Source organism: Marinicrinis lubricantis (genome assembly GCF_042658665.1).
GTDB lineage: Bacteria > Bacillota > Bacilli > Paenibacillales > KCTC-33676 > Marinicrinis > Marinicrinis lubricantis.
This window is the reverse complement of sequence record NZ_JBHSQV010000028.1, coordinates 58705-75674: the sequence shown is the minus strand read 5'-3', so window position 1 is coordinate 75674 and position 16970 is coordinate 58705. Positions and strand designations below refer to the sequence as shown.

Sequence of the window (16970 nt, the reverse complement as noted above, 5' to 3'; positions counted from 1 at the left end):
ATGAGTCTTACGGTTTGAAGTTTGAATTCCTTGTCGTACTTTTTCGTCATTTCGGACACCTCGATTATGAATGCTTTTATTGTCGCACTCTCGGTTCTCCGTGTCCAATTTAAAGTCTAGCATCAAATTAATGTTGGAAAATCATTGTTTCAAAATAGGTTCGCACTTTTGGGCTTGGGAAGCTTTAAATTCATTCTGTTAGGCAGGGCTGCGAATTATACAAAAAGTGTGATCGACTCGATGGCCAGCGTTCCCTACTTTGAGATCGGGGCCGAGAGGAAAAAGTTTGAGCTTGTGGATATTTTGCAGGCCGACAGATTAGAACTGATTTGGCATTCTGGCGGAGTTTATATGGAATCAACCGTCTCAAATATGCTGGCGACCCAGGAACAAAAAGGGGTTTCCAGATGTTCCGTTCATTTGTTAACGCCACTTCGTATACGCCGGGCCGGGAAGGAATTGAGAGAAGTCGACTTTCCAACGTTGATTCGGAGCATTACAAGAAGAGTTGCGGCATTAACGGACAGATATGGCGGACATGTGCAAGCCGATGCAGCGGCTCATGTATGCGAGTTGTCGAACTCGGTACATACGACTTCCTTGGGCTTGTACTGGAGTGAAATGAGTCGATATTCTAATAGAAGACATATGAAAATGGATTTGAGCGGCTTGCTCGGAGCGATGACATTTGAGGGGGAGATGTATCACTTTGCTCCATGGCTATATGCCGCTCGATGCCTGCATATAGGGCGAAATGTTACCTTTGGCTGCGGTCAAGTTGATGTTGTATTTGGATAATAGAAGTGGGTATATGGTGCGGACCCCAAGTGAACATAAAATCCCTGGGAGGTTCGCACCCCGCATCCCGTAAGGGTTTGAGGCATTTCGGGTGGAAAACCAAGTGGATTTATAGTACCCTAAAAATAGGTTCGCACTTTTGGCCTTATGAAGCCTTGCTGGGCAAGGGGTTAGATGGCGCGCTGTCGCACTCCATGCGAGTGCGTGGATTGAAATAAAAAGCGATGGACTGGCTGCTGTAGAAGGTAGTTGTCGCACTCCATGCGAGTGCGTGGATTGAAATACTGAGATTGGAAGTTGATTTACCATATATTCGTGTCGCACTCCATGCGAGTGCGTGGATTGAAATCCCACGAATCAGCGTCCTAACAGGTGCCATCGACGTCGCACTCCATGCGAGTGCGTGGATTGAAATTTCAGACGTTACCAGAGGTATATTACTGCTACCTGTCGCACTCCATGCGAGTGCGTGGATTGAAATCTTTACTAAGCGCCGGATAAAAGTGCAGGCAGTAGATGGTCGCACTCCATGCGAGTGCGTGGATTGAAATAAGCAGCGCATAGTTGACCAGAAATTCCGCATTGGTCGCACTCCATGCGAGTGCGTGGATTGAAATTTTCTACTCGTGAACGCGAGGCGATCGAAACGAATGGTCGCACTCCATGCGAGTGCGTGGATTGAAATATCAAGCTATCCCCCTCACTGGCTGAGCTGCTAAGTCGCACTCCATGCGAGTGCGTGGATTGAAATTGCTCGATTAAGTCAAGCGACTCTTCCCGGGCTGTGGTCGCACTCCATGCGAGTGCGTGGATTGAAATTTTATCTACAAGTGGGGGGTGTGCATCGTCCACAAGTCGCACTCCATGCGAGTGCGTGGATTGAAATCAAAAATTGTTGAACCTGTTCTTGGGTCGCCATCCAGTCGCACTCCATGCGAGTGCGTGGATTGAAATAACCTATTCAATCCGCACGTAAACCCGCAGCAGGCGTCGCACTCCATGCGAGTGCGTGGATTGAAATATGACCCCCTAGCGGAATAAGATGATTAGTCCAGTCGCACTCCATGCGAGTGCGTGGATTGAAATTGATTTTATAAAAAGGGCTTGTCACCAAGCCCCAGTCGCACTCCATGCGAGTGCGTGGATTGAAATACCTTTGTGGCAAGCGGTTGGGGCGCTGTTGTTTGTCGCACTCCATGCGAGTGCGTGGATTGAAATATCTCGGAGCCCTTCGCTAGATCCATAGACCAGATGTCGCACTCCATGCGAGTGCGTGGATTGAAATCGTCCCAGCCAGCAATAAAGATCGGTGAGACAGCGTCGCACTCCATGCGAGTGCGTGGATTGAAATGAAAAGCTTCCGTAGATTCGATCATCGAGACGTTAACGTCGCACTCCATGCGAGTGCGTGGATTGAAATAAAACACCCTCCACGCTGGCAAGCTGTGAAAGGTGGTCGCACTCCATGCGAGTGCGTGGATTGAAATAAGATGTATGTCTTACCACTCACTCTGATCTTTAGTCGCACTCCATGCGAGTGCGTGGATTGAAATCCGCTTGTTGTATTTGGGATATCCAGCTCGAAACGCGTCGCACTCCATGCGAGTGCGTGGATTGAAATAGTTCGACATAAACAGTCCGCCCACCAGGCAAGATAGTCGCACTCCATGCGAGTGCGTGGATTGAAATTCCGAACTCGAAGATCCAAGCTGACTGAAGATGCTCGTCGCACTCCATGCGAGTGCGTGGATTGAAATACTGATTACCGAATGGATCGCATCGTTCAGCCCGTAACGTCGCACTCCATGCGAGTGCGTGGATTGAAATAATGATTACGGTGAATTAGTTAAGGTACGAAGCTGTCGCACTCCATGCGAGTGCGTGGATTGAAATCTGCATGTTACCGCGTCCGAGACGATCCACGTCCAGTCGCACTCCATGCGAGTGCGTGGATTGAAATAAACACTTTTGGAATGTGATATTCGCCCTTATCGGTCGCACTCCATGCGAGTGCGTGGATTGAAATAACCCTCGCCATGATCCAATCCTCCGAGTCCATCGTCGCACTCCATGCGAGTGCGTGGATTGAAATCGCATCCGCTAATGTGTTAGCCTGATCTTGCGAACTGTCGCACTCCATGCGAGTGCGTGGATTGAAATATATTTTCGGAAGTAGCATCAACATCATCTGCAAGGTCGCACTCCATGCGAGTGCGTGGATTGAAATACTGCTGCATATGTAACAAAATTTGAAGAAATGGAAGTCGCACTCCATGCGAGTGCGTGGATTGAAATATTTTTAACATCTTGCACTGGCTTGGCCACCTCCTTGTCGCACTCCATGCGAGTGCGTGGATTGAAATTCGGCTACCACTTGCCGCCCGTTGTATATGGTGGGTCGCACTCCATGCGAGTGCGTGGATTGAAATAAATATAAAACCAATGACGGAAAAATCAAGGAGTACGTCGCACTCCATGCGAGTGCGTGGATTGAAATATTGCATATCCCACTTTGTCCACCATTCGTCTATGTCGCACTCCATGCGAGTGCGTGGATTGAAATATATTGGATCATATCGTCGGTCTTTTCGATGGCCCTGGTCGCACTCCATGCGAGTGCGTGGATTGAAATACTCCATCGGTCGGAAGGTCTGGCGGTTCCTCGAGTCGCACTCCATGCGAGTGCGTGGATTGAAATCGCATCGTAGATTCGGATTCCACATGATCATCAATGTCGCACTCCATGCGAGTGCGTGGATTGAAATGCATCCGGCGTAAACTCTTTGACGCGCTCGTCGAGGTCGCACTCCATGCGAGTGCGTGGATTGAAATTTTTGATTTCGTATTTAATAAACTTTCCTCTTTCAGTCGCACTCCATGCGAGTGCGTGGATTGAAATGGTCATTGCCGTTTCCGCGAAATGTGTTTTACGTCGCACTCCATGCGAGTGCGTGGATTGAAATACCTCTCCATTAACGATCTTCAGAATTAGATAATTGTCGCACTCCATGCGAGTGCGTGGATTGAAATCGGCAGTGTTATTCTCATGAATAAGCGGTTTTCCAGTCGCACTCCATGCGAGTGCGTGGATTGAAATAGAGGGAATTGGAGGACTTGAAAAAGTCAAAATTAGTCGCACTCCATGCGAGTGCGTGGATTGAAATACCGAGAGCAACAAAGCCTGTCTTAGAGGATGGGTGTCGCACTCCATGCGAGTGCGTGGATTGAAATTCCGCTTTCTTTGATGGTGATTCCTGGTCCCTGAAGTCGCACTCCATGCGATTGCGTGGATTGAAATTCCAGTTGGTCAATCCGGGCAGGAAGTTTAGTAAGTGGCACTCCATGCGAGTGCGTGGATTGAAATTATACAAAGCACAGTTATCGCAACAGTCCGGTATACCGTCGCACTCCACGTGAGTGCATGGATTAAAATTCTGAACTCGCATGCATCTGCTTAGCGATGGGGAGCAGTCGCGCTCCACGGAGCGAAGGGCCAATGCTTGCTCCTATCGAAAAGTTAGTCGTGTTTCGATAACTCCTAAAGCCGCTCATGAATTCTCAACAATGAATAGCTTAAACCCACTACCTTGCTTTTTCACGTCGGGTTCGCAGCACAAATGGATCGTCTTGTCTCTTGGTTTCACTGCTAAGCGATCCTTCCTGCCACATTTGGTACAAATATAACAGCAACGCGATGCCGCTCATGACTAGGAAGGTCTGCCAATGGCTGATTCTCTCGAGTTGGTAAAACCCGGCCCGCTCGAACAAGGGGTCCAATCCAAATTGAAACCCCCCGTCGACCAACAAATTGGCAAGCACAAAGAGCCAAAACCTATGATATGTGAGTTTGAAAATCCATAGCGTTCCGATTAAAAAGAAGCCGTAAACATATGCGGTGTTGGTAATGTACCCCCACGGAACAATGATCGCCTTATCCATTAAGGTCCACCAGTGGAACGCATGTGCGATTTCGAACACGATGGTTACGAGGAGTGCCCCCAAAATAGATACTGGCATAAATCTACGGATAGATGCTGGTTTCAAGAAAAATAACGAAATCCATGGAATGACTAGCATTCCCCACATCAAAGCAGTTGCAAACATAATATCCTCCTGAGACGTTTGTTTTCAGCATCACCATGATCAGGAAAATTATGCGTATTTTCAGTAGTGTACTAAATCAGGAACGTGGACATAGTGTAGCATTTCACATCATGCAATGACGCCTTCTTTTAGCAGTACCTCATTGCTTAAGGAGAAACTTATTCGCAAAGGATTGTTTCTGGCAAAAATGGAAACATTCCGTATAAAATGGACGAATAGAGCGAATTAAGGGGGATTACGTTTGAGTATCCGTACATATCAGGATGAATCCAATCTTCAGTTTCATTTACAAGCGGCATATTATGAAGGTTGGAATAGACTGGTAAAGGCGATTGATCAATTAGATCTTCAAGATTTAGAGCAGTTGTCCAATCCTTTTCTGGTCAAAGCCTTACCCGCGTATAGAAAGGCGAAAAGAAGGGTGCTCTTTGTAGGACAAGAGACGAATGGTTGGGATTCGTTTAAAATAACCCTAGAAACATTTAGGCATACAAATGAAGAGATGCGGCGGGAGAATGTCGTCGATTTTTTGCAGTGGATGTATGAAGATTTGCGACATCACCGTAAATACGATCATACACCCTTTTGGAAAGGAATGCGGAGGCTTTACCAAGCTATTTCACCAGGAGAGGGTGACGATGGTTTTTTACATTCGGAATTAGTTCGGTTCGATTATGCGAATAAGAGACCTCCGCAACACATTGAGGAATTGCTCCAGCGTGAATACAACATATTGCCGATGGAGATCGCAGCTCTTTCACCTCAAGCTGTTGTATTCTTGACGGGTCCGGATTATGACGATCGTTTGAGATCAACGTTTCATCATGCGGGAGGGTTGGGCAATACGTTAAGCTTAGAACCAGTAAAGGATTTCAGCATAAATGCATTGTCACGGGTTATTCATCCCCAATTACCGTATCATACATATCGGACTTATCATCCCAACTATTCGCTGCACTATAATGAGCAGACTGTCAACGCCGGAATTAATTTGACCCACTAGCGCCGGGATATTTTTGACCCACCTGTGCGCTTGGTGCCGAATAAATTCCGGTTTTTAGTTTTTCTTTAAGCCGGTAGCTGTTCCCACGGATGTTCACAACATGGGAATGGTGGAGGAGGCGATCGAGCACGGCCGTCGCTAGAACGGCGTCCCCCATGAGTTCACCCCACTCGCCAAAGCTTTTGTTGCTGGTAAGAATCATGCTGCTTTTCTCGTAACGAGCACAGACCAATTGGAAAAATAGGTTCGCAGCCAGCGGATCGAGGGGAAGGTAGCCCACTTCATCGACGATGAGGATTCGAGGGCGAAGATACACCCTCATTCGCTTGTCCAGTCGGTTTTCCTCATACGCCTTCCGTAAATCGCCAACCAATTGGGCCAGCGATACGAAATACACCGGTAAACCTTGTCCAATCGCTTCCATCGCAATTGCAACAGCCAAATGAGTTTTCCCGACGCCGGGAGGGCCGAGAAAGAGTACGTTCTCTTGCCTCCCGACAAACGTTAACGCGGCAAGCTCCCGAATCAGGCGCTCATCAATCCCAGGTTGAAACGTGAAATCAAATTCACTTAGCGTTCGTCGGTATGGTAGATGCGAAAGCTTCATCCGCACTTCGACGTTACGGCGCTGTCGTTCCAGAATTTCAGTTTCTAGCAGTTCATTCAGGAATGACAGGTACGTGCTTTGGGTTCGGCCTGCGGACTCTAGCTTTGCGTCGAGAGCCTCGGCAGCTTGGACTAAGCCGAGTTCCTCCAGACGGAGGCGAGCTTGTTCGAGTTCAATCATGCACCCACCTCCATGAGGCGATCATAGACATCGAGTGAGCGCACCTCTACGTCGTGCTTGGGCACTTGTATTCCTTGGGGCCTTGGGTGGGCGTAGCCTTGTGAAGTGCTCAGGTTAGTGTACTGGTTTTTGCACATAACAAGCGCTCGTGATCGGTAGATCTTCTCGTGCTGTGCGATGAGCTGCTTCTCGTAATAAATCTCGACATGGCCGTTCACTTCACGCACCTTCACCTCACGACTGCTGTACCTCCAAGGAACACCGTACCGCACGCCGTCATAGCTCACGAATGCGTCCCGGCTGACCTTCCGAGGCTCGAATCGGTACTTTGCCCAGCGCTCTGGAGTTGGTAGCTGCCCCAACGCTTCGTGGGCCAGACGGTCGATCGGTTTCTCGCCGGTTGTGCCGTGAATACGGCGATTTTGTTCGTCACACCATTGCCGGACCTGGCGGTTCAGATCGCCGAGATCCGTGAATTGTCTTCCCGGCATGAAGTTCTGCTCGATGAACTGAACGCTTCGTTCGACCTTGCCTTTGGTTTGCGGCCGTCGCACGCGACACACTTTAGGGACCATACCGATGGCTGCAGCGAAGTCTTCGAACAACGGATGCCAGCGCGGCTTACGGTCATCGCCCATACCGAGTATGACGGTTTTCATCTGGTCGGTAAGCATGGTTTTCGGGACGCCGCCAAAGTATTCTAGGGCATTCATCAAGCAACGTAGGAAGCTGTGGATGTCGCAGCGCTTCGAAAACTCCATGTAAGTCATGCGGGAGTACCCCAAAACCATGGCAAAGACAGGGATTTTCCGCACTTCGCCGTTTAGATCAACATACTCGCAAATCTTCCAGTCCACCTGCGCTTGTTGCCCAGGATTCGTTTCGTAGCGTTGTACTGCCGGAACCTGTTTAGGAGGACGATTCGGCTTCACATAGTCTTTTATGATCGTGATTCCGCCGTTGTAACCTTGTTTTTTAAGAGGCGTAAAAGCACTTCACAATTGAATATGCCTCTGGCCAAGTACTGATCCAACTGGGATTTGTATGGATCAAGTTTGGAGACTTTCTTCTTGCGGGGATTAGGCTCAGGGATACCATCGGCTCTAAGATATTTACGTATCGTATTTCTTGAATGACCCGTCTCCCGCATGATCTCACGGATACTCTTGCCGCTAGCTTGAAGTTCATGTAATCTAATCACTGTCCCACTCCTTAGCATATTTCCTCCTCTCTAAATATCTTGGCCGATACTACAGAGGAGATATATTCTACGGGGGTGGGTCATTTTCATTCCGGCGCAGGTGGGTCAATTATATCCCGGCGGTGACACAGACCGTATTTAAACCTATAGAAGATGCTCTGCATGAACAGATCTGTAAATAAGTAAATCTTACGCTAAATGCCGAGTTAACTCAGCCCCATACACATCTGAGTCGTCTCGGCTATTTTTATCTTCTCCTAGAGAACCTTAATGCTCGGTGATCGTGGATTTGTAATGAGGCTATATTCAGCAGGGTAAAGAAAAGACTCTCCTGCATCGTTCCGTGATTGAAGAAAGTGATCGAGGGAGGAGGCTGTTCGAAAGCCATGAGTCAGATTGGTACCATCCTATTGGCTGTCTTACTCACGTTTTCCCATTCCATCATAAAAGGGATCGCTGCTAAGGTTGCACAGGCATTGGGGAATAGGCAAGCGAGTCGCTATTTCGTTTATATTTGGGGAATCGCAGCAATCGCTGCTGCCTTATTCATGCAGAATAACTTTGTATACAGACTTCCAACGGTGGATCGGACTGTTATTTTAGCAGCTTTGACGATCGCCATTGTGAATCTGTTTGTTGCGAAGTATTCGGGATATCGGCCAGTTGGAAGATTAAATGTCATCAACTTTATTGTGTTTTATCCTATTTTTGAAGAGGTCGTTTTCAGAGGGCTGATCCTGCCGGTATTGAATGAAATCTTTCCGTATGCATTTATGGAGATCGCTTACTTACCAGTCAGTTTCTCCGTCATCATCTCCGCATTCTTGTTTGCGATCGCCCACTTTCAATATTATCAATTCGGTAGATTGAGCATTCGATATATGTCCTTCGCGTTCATTGGGGGGATCTTTTTCGGGGCGATCGCGAATGTTACACAATCCATACTCATTCCCGTGCTGCTTCATATCGAATACAACTTGCTGTCCGCATGTTACTCCTTTAAATATGATAAAGAGCCAGAAAAGGCTGCCCTTTAAAAGGCAGCCGTCAGGTTATACATATTCACATTTGAAATTCGTAAACTCCGCTGCAGATCCTTCGCCGCAAGCATACAACCCGATGAGGACCCCCGTAAAGCCGCCGGCAACCTCGGAGGAAAGGTACCGCGTTTGAGCTGTGCCCAAGCGGATGTCCCCTCCATCTGTACGCAGGATGAAAGTATAGCGTTCATTATGTGCTTCGATCATCAATGTGGCTTGGTGGCTGTCTCTCAAATCCACTTCTTTTTGGACAGATTTGATATCTCCGATATTGAGACGCAGGACAGCCTTATATCCATTCTGATCTTGCAGCACGGCTAAATCATAATGATGATGTTCATCCATATAAAGGGTAATGCCGGCTTCCCCATGATTAAGGCTTACATCGCATGAAATGACGGCATTGAAGTCTCTTTGACGGATGCCGATGAAGGTCGGCGAATCCGGTTGATCTAAAGTGACGCTAGTCCCTTTCAGAGTCAGCTTGTCAGGCTCTAACAGGTAGTTCTCCGAATGCGGAATACGGAGGTAGCACCAGTCCTTGTCCCACTCCGTATTGTCAAAGGTAAAGATCCTCTTCTCCTGCTGAACAACGTCATCCGGGATCCGATCCGTTTCAAAAGTCGACAATGTCGTCCCGTTATGCCCTGCTGTAAACCAACGGTCTTCACCAAAGGTAATCGGCGTAAGGAAGACTTCGCGGCCAAGATGATGGAAGGTAAGCCACCTGCCGATTTGGCGAAATCCGAGATGAAGCATCCACCAGTTGCCGTCGTGATCTTGAATGAGGTCCCCATGACCTACCGCCTGAACCTCATAGCCGCCTAAATTTCGATTCGTCAGAACGGGGTTGAGCGGATAATCTTCGAAAGGACCGCTGACGGATTCGCTGCGGGCATAGGTCACCATATGGCCATACTCTGTTCCGCCCTCTGCGGCTACAAGATAGTACTTGCCGTCTATTTTGTACATATGCGGTGACTCAAGATAACGGCCTCCGGTTCCCTGCCAAATCGAACGGCTCGGCGTCAGCTTGCTGCCGGTCTCAATGTCGATTTCACATTGAACGATGCCTCCAATGCCTTGATCGTCCGTCCCGTTGCTCATAAAGAACGTTTTACCGTCCTCAAAGTACAAATCCGGATCGATTCCCCCTTGATCGACATAGACCGGTTCCGACCATTCCCCGTAAATGTCGTCAGTCCAGACATAAAAATTTTGATGCGTGGTGTCGTTCGTTGTGACCATATAAAATCTTCCGTTATGGTGGCGAATGGTAGGAGCGAACACGCCGCCGGAACTATTCACTGTGCGAAGCTGAATCTGACTTTCCCTCGTTAGACAATGACCGATTTGCTGCCAATTAATCAGGTCTTTGCTCTCAAAGAGCGGTACACCGGGGAAGTACTGGAACGAACTGCAAACCATATAATAGGTATCCCCTACTTTGCATACGCTGGGGTCGGGGTAGAAGCCTTTAACGACTGGATTATTGTATTTCAATGGATTCACCTCTGTGTTAAATTCATAAATATAAGAATTCATTTGAACGCAGCCTCTAAATGTATTTAACATCAATTTTAAGTGTGATTTCAATACTATGAGAATTGTATGCAGAAACGATTTCAGTTAAATTCATATAAAGGTGAATTCATTATCGGATTAAGGAGATTATACGCGTGATAAAAGCAAACTGGGAACCGAAATACATGGCATTATACGAGGCGCTGGCAAGTGAGGTCAGGTGGAGAATCATGGACATGCTAGCGTACGGGGAAATGAGTGTAAAGGAAATCGCGGCGAAGCTTGAGCTCAGTCCCTCCATTGTGACCATGCATATACGCAAGCTCGAACTGGCTGAACTCATTGGGAGCCGCAGAATACGCCGCAATGGAGGGACGCACAAAATGTGCTTCCTCAGGCATCACCGCATAGAGATTGAGCTGCCATCCGTCACTCAAAGCGCTAGGATCCGAGAGCAGACGATTTCGGTGGGCCATTATACCGCGTTTGAAGTTCATCCGACCTGCGGTCTCGGCACGCGGGAGAAAGAGATTGGGGTGTGGGACGATCCTCGGTATTTCCTCGATCCGGAGCGGGTTCAAGCATCGATTCTATGGTTTGGGAAGGGGTATGTGGAATACAAAACGCCCAACTATCTTCTTCCTGACCAAACGGTTGAGGTGATCGAAATTTCGATGGAAATTGCATCGGAAGCGCCTGGATTAAGAGATCATTGGCCTTCGGATATTTCATTCACGTTTAACGGTATCCCGCTGGGGATGTGGACAAGTCCTGCCGATTTCGGGAGAGCGGCCCGCGGGAAATACACGCCCAAATGGTGGCACCGAAACGTGAATCAATACGGATTATTGAAGACGATCCGCATCGATGACTCAGGAACATATATGGATGGCGAGCCGATGTCGGATGTGACCACCTCGGATATAAAGCTGAGTGAACCGTTTTGGACGCTTCGTTTTGCAGTGGAGGAGGATGCTGCTCATGTAGGGGGATTGACTTTGTATGGGGCTGGATTCGGCAACCATGATCAGGATATTGTGATTCGTGTATATCTTAGTGACAGCACTGAAGGGGAATGAAACGAGAGGACGCAGATGCGATCCTCTCATTATAGATGTGTGCCCAGCATAGTCGTCATCTAACAGGAGGTTTAATGAAGATAAAAGGGCAGTCGGTCACTAGCGATCGACTGCTCTTTTATGTTATTCAATCAGCTTATGTATTCGCAGGAAGCCAAATCAACTGTTCGGACCAAGTCGCAGTGAAAAGTCTGATAAGAAAAAAGTTTGCATAAAACATCTCGGCATATATCCATAATATGGTTGTTACTACGAGGTCTTTTCGTGGAAGTGTAGTTTTTAACATGCGAAAGCTGGATGATACAGAAGGTTAAACATTGGACCCAATGAATCTATAAAAAAATTGGAGGAATAAAAAAATGGCAAACGTGTTAGCGGTACTATCCAGTGGATATAAGGATGAAAAAAATAATTATGAGACAGGCTGGTGGGGGGAGGAGCTATTTGCCCCGTTAGAAGCCTTAGAAAAAGCAGGTCATCAAGTTCATCTAGCATCGCCATTAGGAGGAAAGCCCGTTGTGGATCAGGCTAGTTTTTTGCCTGAGTATGATCCAGAGGGAACATACAAGGCGCTGTATGAATCAGGTCGTGCGGATAACACCCAAAAACTATCTGAAGTCAATCCGAATGCATATGATGTCGTTTTGATCGTCGGGGGACATGGGGCCATGTATGACCTTGCTAAAAATGCAGATGTACACCGTATCATTAATACGATCTATGATAATGGAGGGATCGTCGCTGCAGAGTGCCATGGCCCAGCACCATTGATTTGGACGATACGTCCAGACGGCAGCAGCATTATAGCAGGGATGAAGGTTACGGGTTATCCAGATGAAATTGAACCGGATGGCCTGCTTGATATTCTTCCGTTCAGCTTAGAGCAAGAGATGACAAAGATAGCTCAATATGATAAAGGAGATTTAAGCAAAAAAGCATATGCGGTTTGGGCCAATGATCAAATTGTAACGAGTCGTGATCCGTTTTCCTCAGAACTCATGGGTGAAGAGTTAGTGAAGGCGCTTGAAAACAGGGGGAGCTAAAAAAGATGAGCGGATTGTTTGATTTAAGTGGTAAAGCAGCCCTCGTTACAGGAGCAGGCAGAGGAATAGGAAGAACACTGGCGGAAGGATTGGCTCAAGCAGGAGCAGATGTAGTTCTCATTGCTCGAACAGAGGAAGAAGTGAATTACGCTGCCAATGAAATTTCTGAAATGACAGGCCGCAAAACATTAGCCTTCGTTTGTGATGTGACGGATGGGGATGCTGTGCAGAATACCGTAGACCAGGCATACGAACATTTCGGGCATCTCGATATTTTAGTGAATAATGCAGGGATAAGCGTCCGCGAAACCACATTGAATTTATCGGAAGAAAACTGGGATAAGGTGATGGACGTTAACGTGAAATCTGTATTTTTGATGTCTAAGGCTGTAGGGAAATATATGACCAGACAAAAGTCAGGAAGAATCATCAATGTAGCCTCTGTGGCGTCTGTATTAACGCTGTCATCGGGCACACCGTATGGACCAAGTAAAGCCGCTGTCGTTCAATTAACCAGGCAACTGGCCAACGAATGGGCTGAAGAAGGAATTACAGTGAATGCGATAAGCCCTTGGTTTTTTAAAACCTCATTAAACGCACAAGTGTTGGAAAACGAGGAATTCCGGAGTCTTTTAGAGAACAGAACACCTATGAAGAGGCTTGGTCAGTTGGAAGAATTAATCGCTCCGGTTGTCATGTTTAGTTCAGACGGCGCAAGTTATATTACAGGTCAGAATCTTTTTATCGATGGCGGAGTAATCCATTATGCTTTTTAAATGCGCAGATGCTTTTAAGGTTGGATGAGTGAACTTGACGAACTGCAATTTGTGGAAAGCTCCATTATATCTTTACAAAGGGCAGACGTTCCGAATGAGAAGGGGCGCTGCTTTTTTATTTGGGAGTTATCCGGAGGCGAACGGATCGAAACATCTCTTATGAACTGGAACGATAGGAGGCGACGAATACCATGACCCATCTGGTAGGCCCGGAAGGAGAAAGCCGAATTCCTCTCGAATAGAGTCTCAGTAGCTTTTCCCTGACTTTTCCGCACGATCGGCTGGGATGTGTGTAAGGAGAATAACGAATATGGAAGCAAAATGCGTAACACATCATAAGTTCGGTATTCCTCGTGAAGTACTCCGTATCGAACATAAAACCGTGCAACCCCCAGATGACAATGACGTACTGGTTAGAATGCTGGTTCGTCCGATCAATCCATCGGACCTGATACCGATCAGAGGATCTTATTCCCATCGGATTGAACTGCCAAACATTCCTGGCTATGAAGGGGTCGGCATCATCGAAGACGTGGGTGCCAACGTTTCAAAAGGTCTTATTGGAAAACGGGTTTTGCCCTTGCGTGGTGAGGGAACGTGGCAGCAATTTGTTCGGACATCAGCAGATTTTGCAGTCGCTATACCGGATACGATCGATGCGACCACAGCTTCCCAGTTATATATTAATCCTCTCACAGCTTGGGTCATTTGTACGGAGGTATTGAAATTACAATCAGGCGATACGGTATTGGTCAATGCGGGTGGTTCATCCATAGGTCGTGTATTGGCACAGTTATCCAGGATTATTGGCTTTCAGCTCATCGCTATAACGAGGCACGATGGCTATACAAAGGATTTGCTGCGGCTTGGGGCAGCTCATGTGATTAACACATCGGAGTATCCATTATTTGAAACGGTGATGCAGATCACCAAGGGAATGGGTGCAGATGGTGCCATCGATTCTGTTGGGGGCCCAGCGGGGAATGAGCTTGCATCCTGTCTTCGCCCAGCAGGACATTTCTTGAGCATCGGTCTCTTATCTGGAGTCCAAATCAACTGGAAAGAAATATTTGATAAGAAGAACATTCATGCAGGACTGTTTCATCTGCGAGGGTGGAATAAGACGGTCTCGAAATCGACTTGGCAGGACACCTTTAACCGTTTAATAGCCTTCATTGCGGACAATAAAATAGAGATGATGCCAGCAGCTTTCCAATACGATTTGGAGCAAGTCGCAGAGGCTGTTCGTGCAGTTGAGACTTCGGAATATATAGGAAAAGCGTTTCTGACAAGTGAAGGCTCTGTTTAATAGGTTTTTGAAGTGGATAACAAGCAGCGAGCGATGGTTAGAAAGAAATGCAGCATCAAGAATGAAAGCATCAAAAAAGGAGGGATTCTAGATTGCTCAACAAGATTCATCACGTTGCCATCATCTGTTCCGATTACGAGAAATCCAAAGATTTTTACGTTAACATACTTGGATTGTCCGTCATAAGCGAAGTGTACCGCGAGGAGCGGGATTCGTATAAGCTCGATCTACGAATCGGGGATAGTCAAATTGAATTGTTCTCTTTCCCGAACAGGCCGGAAAGGCCGAGCTATCCCGAAGCAAGAGGCTTAAGACATTTGGCTTTCGAAGTAGACAATGTGGAGGAGACCAAGAAGCAGCTGGAATCGAAGGGAATTGAAGTGGAACCGATCCGAGTCGATGAACTGACGGGCAAGAAGTTCACCTTCTTCCAAGATCCAGATCGGCTTCCGCTGGAGATGTACGAGAAATAGAAATACATACGGAAAAGTGAGTTTCATCAACTTAACGGCAGCCTGGAAGCTTTATGATATACTTCCGTGGCTGCTGTTCTTTTTTTGGGGTGATGTGCAGCGAATGCGGGCATTTCTTCCGATAGCAAAGTTGAAATGGATGCAATCATCGCAAAAATAATCAAAAACGGCTCGCATCTTTTTGCTATCCTAATCATGAAAGGTGGAACACGCTATGGAATATGAGAGTGTCATTCATCAAACCATTCATTACATCGAAGAGCACCTGCATGAACCGTTAACGATGGATGAGGTTGCGCAGCAGGCGGGATTTTCTAAATATCATTTTCACCGCATTTTTCAAGAAGCTTTGGGGATGTCGATAACGGAATATATCCGCATGAGAAGGCTGGCGAATGCTTCAGCGGCCTTACTGTACACGGACGAAAGAATTCTAGACATCGCACTATATTATCACTTTGAGTCGCAAGAAGCTTTTACCCGAGTCTTCAAAAAATGCTATCACCTGCCGCCGGGCCAATACCGCAAAATCATGTCTAACGTGCTCAAACAAAAGGAGGAATCTCGTATGGAACAACAAGTGAAAGGTTGGTTTTTAAGCGGTTCAGATCCATTTAATTATGAAATGGGGATTGATCGGGAGGTTGTCCATCTAGGCAAAGCATCAGGTTATCTCAAATCGAAGACCGTGCTCGATGCTGGGAATTTTGCAACGATGATGCAGCAGTTTAAAGCTGATAAATATATCGGAAAGCGGGTTCGGCTGTCCAGTTTCTTAAAAACCCAAGATGTCGAGGCGTTCGCCAGTATGTGGATGCGGGTCGATAATGCTTCAGGTGATGTACTGCAGTTTGACAATATGAGTAATCGTCAGATCAAAGGGAGTACGAATTGGGGCAGGTATTCGATCGTGCTGGATGTTCCCGCAGGCAGTGCGATGATATCCTTCGGGATCATTTTATCCGGCAAAGGACAGGTGTGGGCAGATCAGTTCACATTCGAAGAAGTGGATGAAAGTGTAGAAACAACCAACTTGGAAATTCAAGGGGACCTCATGGATGAGCCGACGAATTTATCCTTTGAGGAGGAAATCTAGTGAATGGGATGTAAGGGGATAGATGGATGTTAGAATTGCTGCTTGAGACGTCAAGAATGATCGTCTCCTTTGTAAAGGAGGATCTGTCTAGATCGCACCTATATGCTTTAGCAGGTCTTCCTTTCCTGCTGATGGTGTCAGAATGCCTTATTCGCAAAGTCATCGGCCAACCATTCGCAAACCAAAAGGAGTTTGTACAAACCTTCGGCTATTTGGTTATTGGGGTTATTTTCTATCAAACCTTCTTTCTAGGTATGATTCGCTTTGTCGAGTACATCCCGTTCATCTCAACGAACTGGGGGGTGGAAGAAGGGATCTCCATCGGTATAATCACCTTAACTGCAGCAGCCGTACTTTCTCCTTTAACGTCCCTATATATTCGGTTCGAATCCGTATCGTTGCAAATCACCTATCTGCTGGGCCATTCGGTTTTGTACGATTGTCTCATCGGCTGGGGCTCCACATATTTGGAGGAGCGACCGCAGATTCCGATCCTGGTGTACATATTATTCGCAGCCCTGTATATCACTTTAATCATAGTGATAACGAAAATGAATGATGAACGTAAGAAAACAGGTACATACCGCACGGCAGCCTGAGAACTTTGCTTCTCATCGAGGGCTGCTGTTTCTTGTTCTATTTTCTTGTTCTATTTTCTTGTTCTATATGAAAGCGGAAACAAAAATCACTATGTCGATCCTATCAATTCTGTTACACTACTAGAGGTAGAATGCAAA

Annotated in this window: 13 protein-coding genes, 1 pseudogene and 1 CRISPR repeat array; of the genes and pseudogenes, 10 read left to right on the top strand and 4 right to left on the bottom strand. The window is 46.9% G+C overall.

What is annotated here, in order from left to right; all coding sequences use genetic code 11:
• Nucleotides 1-168: 168 nt before the first annotated feature.
• Nucleotides 169-798: a CRISPR system precrRNA processing endoribonuclease RAMP protein Cas6 gene (gene cas6, locus ACFPXP_RS04160; protein ID WP_379892662.1), complete on the top strand. Its 630-nt coding sequence runs from the start codon at nt 169-171 to the stop codon at nt 796-798.
• 184 nt (nt 799-982) lie between these two features.
• Nucleotides 983-4231: direct repeats of the CRISPR family, unit length 32 nt; unit sequence GTCGCACTCCATGCGAGTGCGTGGATTGAAAT.
• Nucleotides 4232-4380: 149 nt separating this feature from the next.
• On the opposite strand, the gene ACFPXP_RS04155 is transcribed toward cas6, so the two are convergent.
• Nucleotides 4381-4902: a hypothetical protein gene (locus ACFPXP_RS04155; protein ID WP_379892660.1), complete on the bottom strand. Its 522-nt coding sequence runs from the start codon at nt 4900-4902 to the stop codon at nt 4381-4383.
• A gap of 241 nt (nt 4903-5143) precedes the next feature.
• Between ACFPXP_RS04155 and ACFPXP_RS04150 the strand changes: the two genes are divergently transcribed.
• The gene (locus ACFPXP_RS04150) at nt 5144-5905 is read left to right on the top strand and encodes a hypothetical protein (protein WP_379892658.1); all 762 of its coding nucleotides are present in this window, start codon (nt 5144-5146) and stop codon (nt 5903-5905) included.
• Here ACFPXP_RS04150 and istB read toward each other — a convergent pair.
• Together istB and istA are read right to left on the bottom strand one after the other, a co-directional pair.
• Nucleotides 5889-6692: an IS21-like element helper ATPase IstB gene (gene istB, locus ACFPXP_RS04145; protein WP_379892656.1), complete on the bottom strand. Its 804-nt coding sequence runs from the start codon at nt 6690-6692 to the stop codon at nt 5889-5891. The two genes, ACFPXP_RS04150 and istB, sit on opposite strands and share 17 nt — an antisense overlap.
• Nucleotides 6689-7911, bottom strand: a pseudogene (gene istA, locus ACFPXP_RS04140) (IS21 family transposase). The gene istB and the pseudogene istA overlap by 4 nt, the downstream one beginning before the upstream one ends.
• Nucleotides 7912-8279: 368 nt before the next feature.
• Between istA and ACFPXP_RS04135 the strand changes: the two are divergent.
• On the top strand, nt 8280-8930 hold the full coding sequence (locus ACFPXP_RS04135; RefSeq protein ID WP_379892654.1) for a CPBP family intramembrane glutamic endopeptidase: 651 nt from the start codon (nt 8280-8282) through the stop codon (nt 8928-8930).
• Between the two features lie 15 nt (nt 8931-8945).
• On the opposite strand, the gene ACFPXP_RS04130 is transcribed toward ACFPXP_RS04135, so the two are convergent.
• A complete protein-coding gene (locus tag ACFPXP_RS04130) occupies nt 8946-10478 on the bottom strand; it encodes a glycoside hydrolase family 43 protein (protein WP_379892652.1) in 1533 nt (510 codons plus the stop codon).
• A gap of 134 nt (nt 10479-10612) precedes the next feature.
• On the opposite strand from ACFPXP_RS04130, the gene ACFPXP_RS04125 reads away from it, so the two are divergent.
• The 7 genes from ACFPXP_RS04125 (at nt 10613) to ACFPXP_RS04095 (ending at nt 16832) form a co-directional block, all read left to right on the top strand.
• Nucleotides 10613-11536 carry an ArsR/SmtB family transcription factor gene (locus ACFPXP_RS04125; RefSeq protein WP_379892650.1) on the top strand — a complete coding sequence of 308 codons (924 nt, stop codon included), beginning with the start codon at nt 10613-10615 and terminating at the stop codon, nt 11534-11536.
• 359 nt (nt 11537-11895) lie between these two features.
• The gene (locus ACFPXP_RS04120; protein ID WP_379892648.1) at nt 11896-12579 is read left to right on the top strand and encodes a type 1 glutamine amidotransferase domain-containing protein; all 684 of its coding nucleotides are present in this window, start codon (nt 11896-11898) and stop codon (nt 12577-12579) included.
• 5 nt (nt 12580-12584) lie between these two features.
• Entirely contained in the window at nt 12585-13355 is a 771-nt protein-coding gene (locus ACFPXP_RS04115) for an SDR family NAD(P)-dependent oxidoreductase (protein WP_379892646.1), read from the top strand.
• Nucleotides 13356-13665: 310 nt separating this feature from the next.
• Entirely contained in the window at nt 13666-14664 is a 999-nt protein-coding gene (locus tag ACFPXP_RS04110; protein WP_379892644.1) for a zinc-dependent alcohol dehydrogenase family protein, read from the top strand.
• 92 nt (nt 14665-14756) lie between these two features.
• The gene (gene gloA2, locus ACFPXP_RS04105; protein ID WP_379892642.1) at nt 14757-15137 is read left to right on the top strand and encodes an SMU1112c/YaeR family gloxylase I-like metalloprotein; all 381 of its coding nucleotides are present in this window, start codon (nt 14757-14759) and stop codon (nt 15135-15137) included.
• A gap of 214 nt (nt 15138-15351) precedes the next feature.
• Complete coding sequence (locus tag ACFPXP_RS04100; RefSeq protein WP_379892640.1) at nt 15352-16233, top strand: helix-turn-helix domain-containing protein; 882 nt, start codon at nt 15352-15354, stop codon at nt 16231-16233.
• Between the two features lie 26 nt (nt 16234-16259).
• Complete coding sequence (locus tag ACFPXP_RS04095; protein ID WP_379892638.1) at nt 16260-16832, top strand: hypothetical protein; 573 nt, start codon at nt 16260-16262, stop codon at nt 16830-16832.
• Nucleotides 16833-16970 lie beyond the last annotated feature (138 nt).